We start from the raw sequence: 18,163 nt of genomic DNA, 5'->3' as shown, positions 1-18,163 counted from the left end.
ATTCGAGGGTCCACCTTGCGATCGCCGCAAGACAACTCCACAGAACAGCCACGTTCTTCATCTCCGTACTCCAGTCCCAGTTTCAATCCCCGTAGGGAGGGAGGCATCCATTACATCTCCGAAAGCTATTGCCATCCGGCGCAACGGGCTCGCCACGGCTGCGCGCGGCGGCCCCGCCAAGCATAGCAGGGGCGCAGCCTGGCGGGTAAAGCGCGCGCACCAATGCGCCGGCACCCTGCGCGGCAAGACAGCGGCGGGTGCATTGACGGAGCAAGGCGGCGTCAAGATGAATCCGAATGGCCATGCCGTGCAGTCTAGCGGAGGAAGCCCGGAATTTTTGTTACACGGCCTTGGCGAGAAATTACGAACCGTTACAGCGAAGCTGCCGTGTCACGGCGTATCGGCGGTGCGGGGATGCGACGGGGAGTGGCGGGAGGTGGCGAGGGGCAAGGCGCGGCCGCGCCGCCCCCGGTGCGGCAGGGCCGTGTCAGGCCTTGCGGTGCGCGTCGGCGTCGAGCGCCTGTTCGGCCGCCGCGCCGACCAGGCCGCGGTAATACAGATGCGCGCCGATCGCGAGCGAATCGTTGCGGATTTCCTGGAACGCCTTCCACGCCTTGACCGGGTCCTTGAACAGCAGGTAATGCGCCTCGCGCGCGATCAGCGTGGCGACTTCGTGCAGGCCATGCCCGTGCAGCACGTCGACGAGCGCATCGAGGCTGTGGTGGGTGCGCGCGTCGGTGCGCGGATACAGCATATGCAGCACGGCGACCTGCTGCGTGGCCAGCGCGGCGGACAACGCCATGACGATGTCCTGGTGGTTCAGGGCGGTAACGACGCTGTCGGTGGCGTGGTCATGCTCCGGGAACAGCGTTTCAAGGGAGGCATTCATCGGGGATCTTCCTGCGTATCGCGTAAGTGTAATGGTGGGAAAGCGCCGACCACCGACAACCTCCGGCGGGCGCGCCAGGCGATGGAAAACACTCAACGGCGCCCAACCGTGCGATGCAGGGCATTTGCCCCCCTGACATCCGGCCCTGGCGCATCACATCGAACCTGCGCCGGCACGCGTCGAGCTCGAATTATATCGGCTGAAGAGAATTTTCGTGCGGTGCAGCATCGCGCCCCTCGTGGCGGCGCCACTCGCCCGGGGTCATGCCGGTGCGTTGCGTGAAGGCGCGCCGGAATGCCGCCACCGATTGGTAGCCGACGATTTCCGCCACCGCCTCGGTGGACAGCGCCGGCTTTTTCAGCGCGTTGGCGGCCAGGCTCATGCGCAAGTCGGTCAACAGATCGCTGGCCGAGCGGCCGACCTTGTCCTGGAAATGGCGGGCGAGCGTGGCGCGCGACATGTGACAGCGTTGCGCCAGTTCGGGCAGGGTCCATGGATGCGCCGGGTCGTCGAACATCGCCGTGAGCGCGGGCGCCAGGCGCGGCTGGCCGGCCAGCGCCAGCAGCCCGAGCGCGGGCGTCTGCGCTTCGCTGGCCAGGCGCAGCGTGAGAGCGAACAGGGCCGCCGACAACGCATTGAGCAGCGCATGCCCGCCCAGTTGCTCGCCCAACGATTCGGCCCGCATCAAGCCCAGCAGGCCGGCGAGCTGCGCGGCGGTGGTCTGCGGCGGCGTCTCGCCAGCGGGCGCGGCGCGCACCACCAGCCGCTGCGGCAGGTAATCGCGCATCAGGCGGTCGTGCGGCGCGGCCAGCCGAAAGCGCCCGCACAGCATGTCGAGCCGGTCGCCGCCGCCGGCGTTTTCGCTGAGCGTGACGCGGCTCAGCGCAGCGCGCTCGACGGTGGGCAGCGGCGGCGCGCCGCTGCCGTCGTGCAGCACATGCGTCGAGCCGTGCGGCAGCAGCACGATATCGCCGGGCCCCAGGCGTTGCGGCGCGTCGCCGCCCGGCGCCTCGAGGATCGCGGTGCCCTTGAGCACCACGTGGTACGGCATGTCGCCAGGCAAGATATCTTCATACACCGTGCGCCACGGCGCGCCATAGCTGCAGCGATATTCGAGCTCGCCGGTCACGGTCATCATCGCGAGCAGGCGGCTCAACCAATCCATCGGGGGTGACATCGCAATCCTTAACGTGAGACGTATGAGCATTTTATTGAGCGATTACGGACTCATCAAGCTCATTTTTCGCCGTTACAGTGGAGGCTCCTTACATCACTCAACCAAGGAGTCCGACCATGAGCCGCATTGCCATCCCCGCTATCGAATCCGCCACCGGCGCCACCGCCGAAGCCTATGCCCTGGCCAAAAAGGCCGCCGGCGGCGTGCCCAACCTGTTTGCCGCGCTGGGCCACTTGACCCCCGAAGGGCTGAAGGCCTATCTGAACGCCGAAGGCGTGGTGGCCGCGGGCACCCTGAGCCGGCAAGACCGCGAAACGATCAAGCTGCTGGTCAGCGAAGTGGCGGGCTGCGACTATTGCGTGGCCGCGCACTCGCTGCTGGGCAAAATGGCCGGCCTGAAGCCCGACACGCTGCGCCAGATCCGCGCCGGCGAGGCCACCGGCGAGCCCCAGCGCGACGCACTGGCGCGATTCGTGCGCACCCTGGTGCAAACGCGCGGCACGGTGAGCGCCGACGCGGTCGAGGCGATTCGCGCGGCCGGCTACAGCGAGGTGCAACTGGCGGAGATCTCGCTGGTGATCGCGCTGACCGTGTTCACCAACCTGTTCAACCGCATCAACGACACCGAGGTGGATTTTCCGCCGGTCGAATAAGGGCCGCGATCGGGCCGGGCGAGGTATAGTCGGGCGTGTGTGCCCCCTCGCCTCGTCGCCCTATCGATGGATCCCGCCAAAGCCCAGGAATTGAGCCGGAGCAAGCGCCAGGCGCTGCTCCTGCTGCTGCTTGCCGCCGCCGTGTTCGTCGGCACCGCGCTCGCGCCCAGGGGCCCGTGGCTCGACGGCGTGAAGGCGGTGGCCGAAGCGGCGATGGTCGGTGCGCTGGCCGACTGGTTCGCGGTGGTCGCGCTGTTCCGGCGCGTGCCCCTGCCGGTGGTCGCCAGGCACACCGCCATCATCCCCCGCAACAAAGACCGCATCGCCGACAACCTCGCGCAGTTCGTGCGCGACAAATTTCTCGACGCGCCGTCGATCGTCGGGCTGATCCGCAGGCACGACCCGGCGCAGCGCATCGCGCAATGGCTGACGGCCCCCGCCAATACCGAATTGCTGGGCGGCTACGTGGCCACCCTCACCGCCGGCCTGCTGGAGCTGACCGACGACGCGCGCATCCAGCGCTTTATCCGGGATGCGCTGCACGCGCTGCTGGGCAAGCTCGATCTGTCGCAATCGATGGGCACGCTGCTCGACACGCTCACGCAGGACGGCCGGCACCAGAAGCTGCTCGATGCGGGCATCGCGCAATTCGTCGCGCTGCTCGACAAACCCGAGACGCGCGCCTTCATCGCCGCACGCATCGTCGAATGGCTCAAGCGCGAACATCCCAAAAAGGAACGCGTGCTGCCCACCGAATGGCTCGGCGAAAACGGCGCGGCAATGGTGGCCAAGGCGGTCAACTCGGTGCTCTCCGACATCAGCGCCAACCCGCGCCACGTGCTGCGCGAACGCTTCGACGCGGCCGCCGCCACGCTGATCGACAGGCTCAAGACCGACCCGGCGTTTCTCGCCAAGGGCGAGCAGATCAAGCGCTACATCCAGGACGACCCGGCGCTCAATCGCTACATCGCCGAGCTGTGGGGCCAGCTGCGCCGCTGGCTCAAGGACGACATCACGCGCGGCGACTCGGTGCTGCACGCCAGAGCCGCCGCCGCCGGCCAATGGCTCGGCAAGGAGCTGGCCACCAACGCGGCCCTGCGCGAAGCGCTCAACGAACACATGGAAACCGCCGCGCGCGCCATGGCGCCGGACTTCTCGGCGTTTCTCACCCGGCACATCAGCGACACCGTCAAAAACTGGGACGCCGCCGACATGTCGCGGCAGATCGAACTGCACATCGGCAAGGACCTGCAATTCATCCGCATCAACGGCACGCTGGTCGGCGGGTGCATCGGCCTGTTGCTGTATTTGAGCAGTTATGCGATCGAGGCGGTGCGGGCGCATTTGATGTAAGGTAGGCGCGCGGCGCCGGCACATGCCGATGCGCGCACACCCCGACATTTCCGGCTATCGCTAAAGTTTGCATGCCGCGTGCCGTTATCGTGTGTGTCGCACTACGCAACGGGCGCCAACCGCTCGCGGCAGCACCGTCGCCCCAACATCCAGCAAATCGGCCTGTCGCGCTCGTTTCACTGTAAAGAACTTCGCTGGCCGATGGGCCGGCAAAGGCGCTGACCAAGGCATGACAAACATCGATTACGGATTCGAGACCACAGGCATTGCGCAGCTGGCCGCGCTGGACGCCGGCCGGCTCGACGAACTGCCCTACGGCGTGATCGGCTTCGCGCCGGACTTTTTGGTGACGCACTACAACGCCACCGAATCGCGCAACGCGGGGCTTTCCGCGGCGCGCATTCTGGCCCGCCATATTTTCGAGGAAGTCGCGCCGTGCATGAACAATTTCATGGTCGCGCAACGGTTTCTCGACGCCCATACGCTCGATGAAATCATCCCCTACGTGCTCACGCTGCGCATGCGCCCCACCCCCGTGCGGCTGCGCCTGCTGATGTCGCCCGAGATCGCCACGCGGTATCTGCTGATCGAGCGCAAGGTGGCCGCATGAACGGCCCCGACCTCGGGCCGGACGAACTCGCCGCCGAGCACGAAGCGCTGCTCTCGTTCATGTACCTCTCGCCGGTGGGCATCGTGCGCAGCGACCTGGCGGGCAACGTCGACATGATGAACCCGATGGCCGCCCAACTGCTGATGCCGCTGGCCCAGGGCGGCGAGCTCGCCAACATTTTCGATACGCTCGCCCCGGTCGCCCCGGAGCTGCGCCGCCTGGTGGCCGAGTTCACGCGCGAGCGCGGCCCGGTTTGCGAGAATCGCCGGCTGTATGTGAACCCGGCCAGGCACCATCCGGCCGTGCTGAGCTGCTCGATCATCAGGATCGGCGCCGGCTTCCTGATGACCGTATTGACCGACATCTCGCGCCAGGTCGCCGCCGAACGGCAGGTGCGCCAGACCGAATCGTGGCTGGCCGGCATCTACACCAGCGTGCACGACTTCGCCTTCTTCACGCTCGACGCGCAGGAGCGCGTGGAGACCTGGCATCCGTCGATCGAACGGCTCACGGGTTTTCAGGCAGACGACATCGTCGGCAGGCCGCTCGACATTTTCTATGCGCCGGGCGAGGCGCGCCCGGGGCGCCTGGCGGAACACGTGGCGCTGGCGCGCGACGACGGCTGGCACATCGAGGAATGCTGGTGCGCGACCCGCTCGGGCGAGCGCTTCTGGGGGCAGATTCTCGTCTCGGTGCTGCACGAAGACGGCGACGCGCCGAGCGGGTATTCCGTGGTGATTCGCGACGCCTCGCAGCGCAAGGTCACCAGCGACAACCTCGAGCGGCTGCTGACCACCGACCACCTGACCGGCGCCTCGAACCGCGCGCACTTCTTCCAGGTGGCCGAGGCCGAATTCACGCGCGCGCGGCGGCACCGGCGCCCGCTCTCGCTGGTGATGCTCGACGCGGACCATTTCAAGCGCATCAACGACACCGCCGGGCACACGGCGGGCGACGAAGTGCTGCAGCAGATTGTGCGCGAAGCCAAGCGCACGCTGCGCGCGGCCGACCTGATCGGCCGGCTCGGCGGCGAGGAATTCGCGCTGCTGCTGCCGGCCACCACGCGGCAGGAAGCCGCCGCCATCGCCGAGCGCCTGCGCGTCGCAATCGAACAGCTGCCCATCGAGACCGGCGGGCAAATGCTGCACGCCACCGTGAGCCTTGGCGTAGCGGCGCTCGGCAAGACGCAGGCGGAACTCGACGACCTGCTGGCCGCCGCGGATCGCGCGCTGTACGAAGCCAAGCGCGCGGGACGCAACTGCGTGCGCGTCGAAGACGTCGTCAAATCGGAACAAGGCACCACGGAATCAACGAAAGGGGATGGTGAGGCGAGGCACCCGTCCCCATCGGCAGGAGAGGCCCAATGAAGTCTTCCACCCAACCCGGCATCGACATCACGCCGCTTGCCCCGCAAGGCTGCGTGGGCTGCAAGGATGCCGCACCGCTGCCGATCGAGATCGACTTCGCGTTTCAGCCGATCGTCGACGTGCGCAGCAAGGCGGTTTTCGCGTGCGAGGCGCTGGTGCGCGGCGCCGGGGGCGAATCGGCCGCCACCGTGCTCTCGCAAATCGACGAAGGCAACCGATACCACTTCGACCAGCGCTGCCGGCAAGTGGCGATCGCCACGGCCGCCGCGCTCGCGCTCGACGCGCATCTGTCGATCAACTTCATGCCCAATGCCGTGTACCGGCCCGAGGTGTGCATCAGAACGACGCTGGAGGCCGCGCAGACGCACGGCTTTCCGCTCGAAAAAATCATCTTCGAAACCGTCGAGGGCGAGCACATCGCCGACCGCGCGCACCTGGTCGACATTTTCAAGGCCTACAAAAGCTACGGCTTTCGCACCGCCATCGACGACTTCGGCGCCGGCTACTCCGGGCTCTCGCTGCTCGTCGACTTCCAGCCCGACCTCGTCAAGCTCGACATGAGCCTGCTGCGCGGCATCGACACCGACAGCGTGCGCCAGCGCATCGTCAAGGGCATCCTCTCGATCGCCCGCGACCTGGGCATCGAAGTCATCGCCGAAGGCATCGAAACGCAAGGCGAGCGCGACTTCTTCGTCGCGCACGGCGTCAACCTGATGCAAGGCTACTTCTTCGCCAAACCGGCATTTCGCGCGATACCGCACCTCGATCCGCACGTCTTCGCCTGAGGCGGTGCTGCCCGTTCGCTGCCCGCTCACTGCCCGCTCGCCGCTCGGCGGGCCGGGCAACGGCGGACCGCTACACCATCTGCCGCACCGGCCCGCAGGCCGCTTCCAACTGTTGCTGCAACGGCTGCGCCAGCGCCCACAAACCGCTGGGCGCCACCGCACATTCATCGGCCTGCTCGAGCAGCGCAAGGAACGCGGTAAAGGCGTCGCTGACGGTGTTCAGGCGGGCGCAACTTTCATGCAGGGTTTGGCTGATGGTGGTGGTGAGGGCGGTCAGCTCGGCGAGCTGTGCGGCGGTTTGGGGCTCGACGTTCGGGGTGGCGACTAATGCGTGGGCCAGGGCTTCGAGGAGCTGCTGCTGGCGGTGCAGGGCGAGGGTGAGGTTTGGGGTGGGGTTGGCGGTGTTGAACATAGGGCCTCCATGGTTGAGGTTCAACGCGCGCACAGGCGTACGAACGAAAACCGCGTGCGCTCGGTCCGTCCGCCTTTGTTGTTGCCGGCTGTCAAACCGGATCACTGGGGTTGGTCAGTGATGGGGGGATTTTTGGGGGTGGGAGGGGGGTTGTCAAGGGGGAAGCCGAGGCGCAATATTTCGGCAATATTTGCTGCGTTACGCAGAAGTTAAGAGATGAATTTTTTTATCAAGACTCTGATTGCTCAGGGTTCGTTGTCACGCTCGCAGCAAGTGCGCATTGCTTTTTTTGAGATGCTCGGGTTCTGCTGTGAAAACCTATCTCGCGGTGGCATTGAGTGGCACCCTGGGATCAAGCCGCCGGCCTCCAACCGTGACCTTATCACCTATCGCCGACTCGCCCCTAACAACCTTTGGTATGGCTCATGGAATCGACGTTGCAAGCGCACGAATAGCCCTCGCCCCCTGTTTCGGCGCAATCCAGCGGTGGGTTCAACCTGGATGAAACGGGGTTTTAAGGATGGATTAGACCTCAGCCCACGCCGACCAACACCGGGCGAATTATGCGCTCCTCTAGTTAATCGTCCATCTCGTCGATGGTCGATTGATTATTCAGAGAAAGGTATCTCCAATCCAAAGGAGTATCCTCTGCGATTGCTCAATATACAGACGCTTTATGGTGTCGAAAAAGCATTAATCGTACCGTTTCGAAAGTTACGAGGGAATCCAGATTGAAATTAGAAAATATCGCCAAGGGCGCGCTCATCTCCGGCATCGAGCCTGGGAAGGTTGCTCGCATCGTGGGCGTGGATCCGCTCGGCGACAACGCTGTGACGGTGGTGTATCGGACTGATGATGGGCGTCTCGGAGAGCGCGTGCTCTTCCGCTCCAACGAGGCCGATCTCGCCATTGCCACCGCAGGCAGGCCATGGAGCTTCGACGCTGACGGCGAAGGCTTCAAGCTTGCAGCCGAGGCCATCCGGATCAACTTGGCCCACCTGTTCGATCCGATGATGGCAGTGCACACATCGAATGTGGAGCCGCTGCCCCACCAGATCACGGCGGTCTACGAGTCGATGCTGCCAAGGCAGCCCCTGCGCTTCGTGCTCGCGGACGATCCCGGCGCGGGCAAGACCATCATGGCGGGCCTCTTGATCCGCGAGCTGTTGATGCGGGCTGATGCCGCCCGCGTGCTGATCGTCTCTCCTGGGAGCCTCGTCGAGCAGTGGCAGGACGAGCTCTACGAGAAGTTCGGCCTTTCCTTCACGCTCTTCTCGCGCGAGTTGGTGGACCAAAGCCGCACGGGCAATCCCTTCGACGACCACGACCTCCTGGTCGCGCGCCTCGACCAGCTCTCCCGCAGCGAAGAGCTCCAGGAGAAGTTGAAGCTCAGCCGGTTCGACCTGGTGGTGGTCGACGAAGCCCACAAGCTCTCCGCCACCTGGTTCGGCACCAAGATCAACGAGACCAAGCGCTTCAAGCTGGGCCTGCTCCTGGGCTCGATCGCGCGCCATTTCCTGCTGATGACGGCCACGCCGCACAACGGTAAGGAAGAGGACTTCCAACTCTTCCTGTCGCTGCTGGATTCCGACCGCTTTTACGGCAAGTTTCGAGACGGCGCCCACAAGGTCGACGTCTCCGACCTCATGCGCCGGATGGTCAAGGAAGACCTCTTGAAATTCGACGGCACCCGTCTCTTTCCCGAGCGCATCGCCTACACCGCCAACTACAAGCTCTCCGAGGCCGAAGCCGAGCTCTACAACTTGGTGACGACCTACGTGAAGGAAGAGATGAACCGGGCCGATGCGTTGGATGGCAAGCGCAAGGGCACGGTGGGCTTCGCCTTGACGGCATTGCAGCGCCGCCTCGCCTCGAGCCCAGAGGCGATCTACCAATCTTTGAAGCGCCGCCGCGACAAGCTCAAGCGCCGCATCGAGGAAGAGAAGATCAAGCAGCGCGGGGGCAAGATCGCCGCCTCTGAAATCTTCGCCGACCAAGCCCCGGAGAACATCTGGGACTCCGAGGACGATATGGCCCCGGAGGACTACGAGAACTTCGAAGAAGAGGTTGTCGACCAGGCGACCGCGGCACAGACCATCGCCGAGCTCGAAGCCGAAGTGTTCACCCTCGAGCACTTGGAGAAGAAGGCCAAGGCGCTGCGTGACGGCGGCCAGGATCGTAAATGGGAAGAGCTGCGCGAGATACTGCAAAACACGCCGGAGATGCGCGGACCCGATGGCTTGCAGCGCAAGCTCATCATCTTCACCGAGCACCGCGACACGCTCAACTACCTGGCCGACCGCATCCGCGGGCTGCTCGGCAAATTCGAGGCCGTGAACATGATCCACGGCGGCGTCCATCGAGAGGACCGCCGCAAGGCCCAGGAGCTCTTCCGCAACGACAAGGACACCCGAGTCCTGCTGGCCACCGACGCGGCCGGCGAGGGCGTGAACCTGCAAAACGCCAACCTGATGGTCAATTACGACCTGCCCTGGAACCCGAACCGCTTGGAGCAGCGCTTCGGCCGCATCCACCGCATCGGACAAACGCAGGTTTGCCATCTCTGGAACATGGTCGCCGCCGAGACCCGCGAGGGCGACGTCTTCCAGAAGCTTTTCGAGAAGATCGAGATCGAGCGCAAGGCTCTCGGCGGCCGGGTCTTCGACATCTTGGGCGAAGTCTTCGATGGCGTGAGCCTTCGAGACCTGCTCATCGAGGCCATTCGCTACGGCGAGGATCCCGCCCGCAAGAGGCACTTGCAGGAGGTGGTCCAAGGAGCCCTCGACACCGACAAGCTTCGCGAAATCATCAGCCGCAATGCCCTGGCTGAGGAGATCATGGACGAGCGCCGGCTCTTCGCCTTGAAAGAAGAAATGGAGAAGGCCGAAGCCAGGAAGCTCCAGCCCTACTTCATCCGAGCCTTCTTCTCGCAGGCCTTCGAGCGCCTGGGCGGCGACTTGAAGCCCCGAGGCTTCGGCCGTTTCGAGATCACCCACGTTCCCGCTCTGATCCGCGAGCGCGATCGCCAGATCCAAGGCCGCGACCGGCGCAACATGAATCCGGTCACGCCCAAATACGAGCGCGTCTGCTTCGAGAAGAACCGCATCCGCGTCGAGGACAAGCCCGGCGAACCCCTGGCGAGCCTGCTGCACCCGGCCCACCCGCTCATGCAGTCGGTGGTCGACCTGACTATCGAGCAGCACCGAAGCAAGCTGAAGCAAGGCTCCGTCTTGCTGGACCCAAACGACGAGGGCGTCGAGCCCAAGCTGATGCTCATGCTCGACCACTCCGTCAAGGAGGGCGGCGAATCGGGCGTGGTGGTGTCGCGCAGGCTCCAGTTCGTCACGATCGACCCATCAGGCCGCATCGAGAACGCCGGATGGGCTCCCCACCTGGACTTGACTCCGCTCGACGAGGTCCAGTCGAAGATGGTCGCCGACCAGCTCGACGCTCCCTGGATCAAAAAAGACTTGGAGCAGGTCGCGTTGGCCCACGCCTCCGAGAAGCTCGTCCCTGAGCACTTCGAGGAGGTCCGCGCCCGCCGCGAGCGGCAAGTGGACAAGAATTTGGCGGCAATCCGCGAGCGCTTGGTCAAAGAGATCGACTACTGGTCGGATCGCCACGAGAAGTTGAAGACCGACTTGCAGGCCGGCAAGGATGTCCGCCTGCCATTGGAGAACGTCCGCCGAACGATCGACGAGCTCACAGTCCGCCTCGAGAACCGTAGCAAGGAACTTGAAGCCATACGCCATGTGGTCTCCGCGATGCCGGTGGTGATCGGCGGCGCGTTGGTGATTCCTGCTGGCCTGCTGGCCCAGCGCAACGGCGAGCCGCAAGGCCAAACCTGGACGGCTGATGCAGACGCTCGCGCTCGCGTCGAGCGTGTGGCAATGGAGGCTGTGCGCAAGGCGGAAGAAGCCATGGGCCACCAGGTGATCGACGTCTCGGCCGAGAAGTGCGGCTGGGATTTGACGGCCGTGGTGCCCGTGTCCGACGGCAAGCTGCCGCAGGCTCGACACATCGAAGTCAAAGGCCGTGCCAAGGGCCAGTCCACCATCACCGTCACCCGCAATGAGATCCTCTACGGGCTCAACCAGGCCGACAAGTTCATCTTGGCGGTTGTGATCGTCGATGGCGACAGCCATGAAGGTCCGCACTACATCCGCAATCCTTTCACCCAGGAGCCCGACTGGGCAGTGACGAGCATCAACCTGGACTTGGCTTCGTTGCTCGAGAGGGCCCAGGCATGCTGATTTACGTCCAAGAGGTGGTCGACGAGCGGCGCAAGCTCCGCGAATATGCCTCGTTGCTGCGGACCAAGGTCGACAACGGGCGCGATGCGGCCGAGCTGTTGCTCGACGCGGAGAGCCTCGCGCAGCGCCTTAATGCGGTGATTGATGCTCTTCCTGACAAGGCCATGTCGGGAAACAGTCGCCGCCACTTCTCCTGGCTAGTGCGTGAGCTTGGGAAGGGGAGTTCGAGGCCTGCCGCCAAGACGTTGACGACCTTGTCGAACACGACATCCCCGGCACTATCGAAAGCATCGAGAAGTGGGCCAAGGAAATGACCTACTTGGACGAGGAGTTGCGCGACGCGGTGGTCCCCTTGATCAAGGCCCGCCAGTTCGATTCGGCAATTCGCAAGGCCTTCTTGGTCCTCACCGAAAGGCTGCGGTCTACCTACACGTTGCCAAAGGGGACCGATGGCGAGGGCTTAGTCAACATCGTCTTCGGTCAAACCTCGAAACATCACGCGACCATGGATCCAGGGCAGAAGCTTGCGCAGCGCAACTTCATGTCGGGGCTCTACGGCGTCATTCGTAACAAGTTTTCCCACGGGGACCACGAGGCCAGCATCGCCGAGCTCGAAGCCGCGCTGTCGTCTGTGAACCTGTGCCTCAAGAACATCGAAGATTTCAAGGCTGTGCCATGACCATTAAAACACCAAAAAAGCTCATCGAAGTGGCGCTGCCGCTGGACGATATCAACTATGCTTCGTCCAAGGAAAAGTCGATCCGGCATGGGCATCCGTCTACTCTGCATTTGTGGTTTGCCCGCCGACCGTTGGCCGCTGCCCGTGCGATTCTTTTCGCTCAAATGGTCAACGACCCTGGCTACGAGCGAAGCCTTGGGAGAGGAGTCAACAAGGACAAGGCAAAGCTGGAGCGCGAGCGGCTCTTCAACATCATTCGCGACTTGGTGAAGTGGGAGAATACAGATAACCAAGAGGTTCTTGATCGTGCCCGCGAAGAGATTCGTAAGTCTTGGAAGGAGACTTGCGATCTAAATCCCGGGAAGCCTGGCTTCGACCCAGAGCGGTTGCCAGTCTTCCACGACCCATTTGCCGGTGGGGGCTCCCTGCCGCTTGAGGCTCAAAGGCTTGGATTTGAGGCATACGCCACCGACCTGAATCCGGTGCCTGTGGTGCTCAACAAGGCCATGATCGAGATTCCTCCGCGTTTCAAGGATCGACCGCCTGTTGGGCCGATCGAGCACGCTGCCCGGCAGGGGCGAATTGATGAGCGATGGACAGGAGCTAGGGGACTTTCAGAAGACCTGCGCCGATACGGCAATTGGGTGTGGAAGAAATCTGTTGAGCGCCTCGCTGATAGCTATCCTCAAGTGAACCTTCCGAAACGGTTGGGCGGAGGCAAGGGCACGGTTCTAACCTGGCTGTGGTGTCGCACGGTTGCCAGCCCCAACCCGGCGGCAGGGGGCGCTCATGTTCCATTGGCGAAGTCCTTTCAGATTGCGACCCGCGAAGGCCGCGAGACCTGGGTTGAGCCCAAGGTGTCCAAGGACAGATTGAGCTACGAGTTTGTTCTCAAGCTTGATGGTGCTCCCAAGTATTCCAGCACTGTCGGCGGGCGCGGCGGCACTTGCATCCTGACCGATTCGCCCATCACTCTCAACTACATCCGTGCTGAGGGGGTTGCTGGCAGGATGGGGCACCGGCTCATGGCCGCAGTCGTTGATACTTCCAATGGAAAGGCCTTTGTCGCAGCAAGCGAGATCGAGACTCCGGATTTCTCTGGACTTGAGAAAACGGCTCCCGATGCGGAGATCCTGCATTGGGCAGGGTGCACCAATGTCGTTGTTTACGGCATGAAGACCTTTCCGAGCTTGTTCAGCCTCCGCCAGCAGCTTGCCCTATCAACCTTCTCATCCCTGGTTGTCGAAGCGCGCGATGTCATCCGCAAGGATGCGATCAAAGCGGGCCTCACCGATGACGAGATTGGGCTCCGAGATGGAGGCTCGGGTGCCACTGCGTATGCCGAGGCGGTTTCCGTCTACTTGGCTTGCGCCATCGGCAGAGCTGCGGACTATTGGAATACGCTGACTTCATGGGAGTCGGGAGGGGAGTTTGTTGCCCATGCGTTCACGAAGCATGCATTGCCGATCGTTTGGGATTACGGCGAGATCAATCCGCTGACCGATGGAGGCGGCTCGTGGTCGAGTGCCTTGGGTTGGATTGCGCGAGTCATAGATCTTTTGCCGGCTACCCCCCCGGGGCATGTTCTCCAGTTGGATGCGGCTAGCGGGACTGTGCCCACCGACTCTCAGACTGTTGTCTCTACGGATCCCCCGTATTACGACAATGTTCCTTACTCGAACCTCTCTGACTTCTTCTACATCTGGATGCGTCCGTGCCTCAGGGATGTCTTTCCCGACATCTTTGCGACGCGGCAGACCCCGAAGGAGGATGAGCTTGTCGCTTCTCATAGCCTCTATGAGGACATCGACGATGCGATGAAGCACTTCACTGATGGCATGACTTTGGCGTTGAAGCAGATTCACGACAAGGCTAATGACACCGTTCCCGTCACCATCTACTACGCCTTCAAACAGAGCGACACTGGTGCCAGCGGCACAGCTTCATCGGGTTGGGAGAGTTTTCTTGAATCGGTGATCAAGGCCGAGTTCGTCATAACAGGAACATGGCCCGTCCGCACGGAACGCAGCAGCCGTGGCAGAGCAATCGGCTCGAATGCTTTGGCCTCGTCGATCGTCCTTGTCTGTCGTAAACGCGATCCGCATGCCGAAAGCGTTTCGCGCAGGGACTTCCAGCGCGAGCTAAAGGACCACTTGAAGGAGGCTCTGGACGAGATGATTGGCGGCGCAGAGGGCGTATCGCCTGTTGCCCCCGTTGACTTAGCTCAGGCAGTCATCGGCCCAGGCATGGCCGTCTTCTCCAAGTATTCGGCTGTGCTTGAAGCAGATGGGAGCCCCATGTCGGTCCATACGGCTCTCACCCTGATCAACAAGATGTTGACTGAGGGTGCTGACGACTTTGACGCCGATACGCAGTTCTGTCTTGCATGGTTTGACGAGCAGGGATGGGTCGAGGGCGACTTTGGTCAGGCTGATGTTTTGGCCCGCGCCAAGGGGACTAGCGTTCAGGCTGTTGCCGCGGCGGGAGTTGTTAAATCTGGTGGCGGCGAGGTGAGGCTGTTCAAGCCCATCGAATACCCCGCCGATTGGAGTCCCGAGAACGACAACAACACGCCAGTCTGGGAGGCGCTCCATCAAATGATTCGCTCGTTGCAGACGAGCGGGGAATCGGCTGCAGGTGAGTTGTTGGCTGGCATGCCCGCAAGAGCTGATCAGATTCGAAACTTGGCCTATCGGCTCTACACGCTCTGTGAACGAAACGGATGGGCTGATGATGCCCGCGCATACAACGAACTGATTACATCTTGGCAGAGCATTGAGGTTGCCTCGAATGAGGCTGGGCACTTTGGCTCTCAGAAGGATTTGGACATCTAAGGGAGAAAAGAAAATGGCATTGAAACCTTGGCGGGAAATCGCCGTCCCACATGAGGACGTGCTCAAAGGCACATTCCAACAGGCTGAGTTCGCAGCCGACATTTCCAAGGTCCATCAAGGGATTGCGACGCCTGAATACCAGGACGCTGAGCTCTTCTTTCAGCGAACCTTCATCACCGAGGGCATGCGTCTGCTGCTTGATTCCGTGGTGAAGCGGATCGCGGGCAAGGGCGGCGACCCGGTGGTGCAGTTGCAGACGGCGTTCGGTGGCGGCAAGACCCACACGCTGCTGTCGGTCTACCACCTTGCCAAGGGCGAGAAGCCTTCTTCGAAGCTGCAAGGCGTGAGCAAGATTCTCGACGACGCGGGCATTGCTGAGCTGCCCAAAGCGAAGGTGGCGGTGCTCGATGGCGTCGAGCTGCTGGACATGGCCAGCAAGCCGCGTGTCTATGGCAAGCTCACGGTCAAAACCATCTGGGGCGAGCTCGCATGGCAGCTTGGAGGCGCCGAAGCCTTCGCCAAGATCAAGGAAGCCGATGCCGATGGCACGGCGCCGGGCAAGAGCGCGTTGGCCGAGATCCTGGCCTCCGCGGCTCCCTGCATCGTGCTCATGGACGAGCTGGTACGCTACGTCTCGCAGTTCGAAGAGGGCAAGGCCCTCTCGGGCGGCACCTACGACACCCAGCTCTCATTCATCCAGTCGCTGACCGAGGCCATCAAAGGTGTTCCCAACGCGATCCTGCTGGCTTCCCTGCCGTTCTCAGACCGGGAAGCGGGCAGCCAACAGGGCGTCAAAGCCTTGCGGGCCTTGGAGCACTACTTCGGCCGCGTGCAAGCTCTGTGGAAGCCCGTCGCGACCGAAGAGGCCTTCGAGATCGTCCGCCGACGGCTGTTCACCAACGTCAACGACAAGCTCGCCGCCGAGGAAGTCTGCCGGGCCTATGCCGACTTCTACACGGGCAACTCGGGGGACTTCCCGCCCGAGACCCAGGAGTCGGGCTATTTGCAGCGGCTCCAGCACGCCTACCCCATACACCCCGAGGTCTTCGATCGCCTCTACGAGGACTGGTCCTCGCTGGACAACTTCCAACGCACTCGCGGCGTCTTGAAGCTGATGGCGAAGGTGATCCATCGCCTTTGGACCTCCGGCAACAACGACCTGATGATCCAGCCGGGCTCTCTCCCCCTGTTTGATCCCGACTGCCGCAACGAGGCCATCTACTACCTTCCCCAGGGCTGGGATCCGGTGCTCGAGCGCGACATCGACGGCGAGCGCGCCACTACGACAGAGCTCGACAACGCCAAGCCCCTGTTCGGCTCGATCCACGCATGCCGGCGCATCGCTCGGACGGTCTTTTTGGGATCGGCCCCCGACGCTGGCATTGTGGGCGGCTCCAAGCACCACCGCGGAGTCGAGCTCGAGCATGTGCTGCTGGGCTGCGCTCAGCCTGGCCAAGTCCTTGGGCACTACAAGGATGGGGTGCGGGCGCTAGTCGATCGCCTGCAATACATCAACAGCGCCGACAACCGCTATTGGTTCGACACGCGTCCCAACCTTCGCCGTGAGATGGAGGATCGCAAGCGTCGCTTCGACCTTCGCGAGGACGTCTACCCATTCATCAAGGACAAACTGCGCTTTGCCAGCGGCGTCTTTGGCGGCACCCACGTCTTCACCGGCTCGGCCGACGTGCCGGACGATTGGCAACTGCGCCTGGTGGTGCTCGCCCCCGAGGCCACCTTCTCGCGCTCGGCTCAGGCGGCGGCGATCGATGCGGCGACCGCGATCTTGAAGACCCGCGGCGACCAGCCGCGGCAGAAGCAGAACCGGCTGATCTTCCTGGCTCCCGACTCCGACTCGATGTCGCGGCTCAAAGACCAAGTCACTTCGGTGCTGGCCTGGAAGTCCATCGTCGACGACGTGAAGGAAGGCCGCCTCAACCTCGACGTCCACCAGAGCAAGCTCGCAGGCCACAGCCACGATCAGGCGTCAGAGGCCTTGAGCCGCATGATGCGCGAGACCTACAAGTGGCTCTTGGCGCCGTTGCAGGAGGCCAAGCCTGGCAAGGGCATTGGCGACCTCCAATGGGACCACTTCCAGATCAATCCGGCCGCGGTCAACCGCACCGAAGAGATCGAGAAGGTGCTGCGCGAGCACGAGCTTCTCATCACGGAGTGGGCTCCGATCCACCTGGCCAAGATGCTGCAAGCGTGGTTCTGGAAGGAGGGCCAGCCTGCCGTGTCGGCGGTCGATGCGTGGCAGAAGACCTGCTGCTACCTTTACCTGCCACGTTTGAAGGACGACCACGTCCTGCGATCTACCATCGGAGCCGGCGTCTCGTCACGCGACTTCTTCGGCATCGCGTATGGCAAAGAGGATGGCCGCTACCAAGGCTTCCACTTCGGTGAGCAGACGACGGTGATCTTCGACGACGCTCTCTTGCTCGTCGAGCCTTCGTCGGCATCTCAGTTCGCGGACCTCCTGGCGAAGGAGAAGGCAGAGCGCGAAGCCAAGGCGAAAGGCGAGGCTGGCGGCCAGGCCGGTGGAGCCGGGACCGGGGGAGGAGCGGGCTCAGGTGGCAACGGTAGCAGTGGAGCCGGAAGCGGTGGCAGCAGTGGTGGAGGGGGCGCAGGCGGTGACGGAGGGGCTGGCGGCGGCAATCCTCCCAAGACGCCCGCGGCGAGGAAAACTGTGTTCTTCGGCCAGGTCGAGCTCGATCCGGTCAAGGCCAAGCTCCAGTTTTCGGATGTCGCCGAGGAAGTGCTCATGCTTTTCACCTCCAAGCCTGGCGTGAAGGTCAAGGTCAGCTTGGAGATCCAGGCCGAGGCTTCCTCGGGCTTCGACGAGTCAACGCAGCGCGCGGCCCGCGAGAACTGTAACCAGTTGAAGTTCAAAGATCACGGGTTCGACGAGTGACTGAAAGGTGGCGAGTCGACGGAGGCTCATCCAAAATCGGGGCTGTTCTGAACTGGAAATTTCCGGCCCATCGAGGTGGGCCGGTTCGGCGCGGGACCCGGTCACCACCCGGTAATTCGTCGCAGGGCAGCATTGCGGTCGGCATCAAATGGCGCTGATCTCACAATTCCCGCAGGCGAGACAACGTTTGGAGCACTTGAACGTAGGTTTTTCTTCACCGCTCTTTCAGCTCCTTTC

13 protein-coding genes are annotated in these 18,163 nt (G+C 63.1%); 10 read left to right on the top strand and 3 right to left on the bottom strand.

The window, feature by feature from the left end:
- Positions 1 to 487 precede the first annotated feature (487 nt).
- Positions 488 to 889 carry a hypothetical protein gene (locus tag EPN80_RS13450; RefSeq protein ID WP_293028007.1) on the bottom strand — a complete coding sequence of 134 codons (402 nt, stop codon included), beginning with the start codon at positions 887 to 889 and terminating at the stop codon, positions 488 to 490.
- 190 nt (positions 890 to 1,079) lie between these two features.
- A complete protein-coding gene (locus tag EPN80_RS13445; protein WP_293028004.1) occupies positions 1,080 to 2,066 on the bottom strand; it encodes an AraC family transcriptional regulator in 987 nt (328 codons plus the stop codon).
- 116 nt (positions 2,067 to 2,182) lie between these two features.
- On the opposite strand from EPN80_RS13445, the gene EPN80_RS13440 reads away from it, so the two are divergent.
- The 5 genes from EPN80_RS13440 (at position 2,183) to EPN80_RS13420 (ending at position 6,834) form a co-directional block, all read left to right on the top strand.
- Positions 2,183 to 2,719: a carboxymuconolactone decarboxylase family protein gene (locus EPN80_RS13440; protein ID WP_047215524.1), complete on the top strand. Its 537-nt coding sequence runs from the start codon at positions 2,183 to 2,185 to the stop codon at positions 2,717 to 2,719.
- A 66-nt stretch (positions 2,720 to 2,785) separates the two neighbouring features.
- A complete protein-coding gene (locus EPN80_RS13435; protein WP_293028000.1) occupies positions 2,786 to 4,072 on the top strand; it encodes a DUF445 domain-containing protein in 1,287 nt (428 codons plus the stop codon).
- A 229-nt stretch (positions 4,073 to 4,301) separates the two neighbouring features.
- Entirely contained in the window at positions 4,302 to 4,682 is a 381-nt protein-coding gene (locus EPN80_RS13430) for a phosphonate transporter (protein ID WP_293027998.1), read from the top strand.
- The gene (locus tag EPN80_RS13425; protein WP_293027996.1) at positions 4,679 to 6,049 is read left to right on the top strand and encodes a sensor domain-containing diguanylate cyclase; all 1,371 of its coding nucleotides are present in this window, start codon (positions 4,679 to 4,681) and stop codon (positions 6,047 to 6,049) included. Before EPN80_RS13430 ends, EPN80_RS13425 begins: the two co-directional genes overlap by 4 nt.
- Entirely contained in the window at positions 6,046 to 6,834 is a 789-nt protein-coding gene (locus EPN80_RS13420; RefSeq protein ID WP_293027993.1) for an EAL domain-containing protein, read from the top strand. Before EPN80_RS13425 ends, EPN80_RS13420 begins: the two co-directional genes overlap by 4 nt.
- Positions 6,835 to 6,904: 70 nt before the next feature.
- Here EPN80_RS13420 and EPN80_RS13415 read toward each other — a convergent pair whose 3' ends face one another.
- Entirely contained in the window at positions 6,905 to 7,246 is a 342-nt protein-coding gene (locus tag EPN80_RS13415) for a DUF1484 family protein (RefSeq protein ID WP_293027990.1), read from the bottom strand.
- Positions 7,247 to 7,977: 731 nt separating this feature from the next.
- Here EPN80_RS13415 and EPN80_RS13410 point away from each other — a divergent pair.
- From EPN80_RS13410 to EPN80_RS13390, 5 genes are read left to right on the top strand one after another with little or no spacing between them, the layout of a single operon-like run.
- Positions 7,978 to 11,499 (top strand): helicase-related protein, encoded by a 3,522-nt coding sequence (locus EPN80_RS13410; protein ID WP_293027987.1) that lies wholly within the window; start codon positions 7,978 to 7,980, stop codon positions 11,497 to 11,499.
- Positions 11,493 to 11,813, top strand: a complete 321-nt coding sequence (locus EPN80_RS13405) for a hypothetical protein (RefSeq protein ID WP_293027984.1) — start codon at positions 11,493 to 11,495, stop codon at positions 11,811 to 11,813. The genes EPN80_RS13410 and EPN80_RS13405 overlap by 7 nt, the downstream gene beginning before the upstream one ends.
- 5 nt (positions 11,814 to 11,818) lie before the next feature.
- Positions 11,819 to 12,178 (top strand): TIGR02391 family protein, encoded by a 360-nt coding sequence (locus tag EPN80_RS13400; protein WP_293027982.1) that lies wholly within the window; start codon positions 11,819 to 11,821, stop codon positions 12,176 to 12,178.
- The gene (locus EPN80_RS13395; RefSeq protein ID WP_293027979.1) at positions 12,175 to 15,012 is read left to right on the top strand and encodes a DUF1156 domain-containing protein; all 2,838 of its coding nucleotides are present in this window, start codon (positions 12,175 to 12,177) and stop codon (positions 15,010 to 15,012) included. Before EPN80_RS13400 ends, EPN80_RS13395 begins: the two co-directional genes overlap by 4 nt.
- 13 nt (positions 15,013 to 15,025) lie before the next feature.
- Complete coding sequence (locus EPN80_RS13390) at positions 15,026 to 17,926, top strand: DUF499 domain-containing protein (protein WP_293027976.1); 2,901 nt, start codon at positions 15,026 to 15,028, stop codon at positions 17,924 to 17,926.
- The last annotated feature ends 237 nt before the right edge of the window (positions 17,927 to 18,163 follow it).

The organism is Pandoraea sp. (genome assembly GCF_004297875.1).
GTDB lineage: Bacteria > Pseudomonadota > Gammaproteobacteria > Burkholderiales > Burkholderiaceae > Pandoraea.
This window is presented reverse-complemented; position numbering and strand designations above follow the sequence as displayed.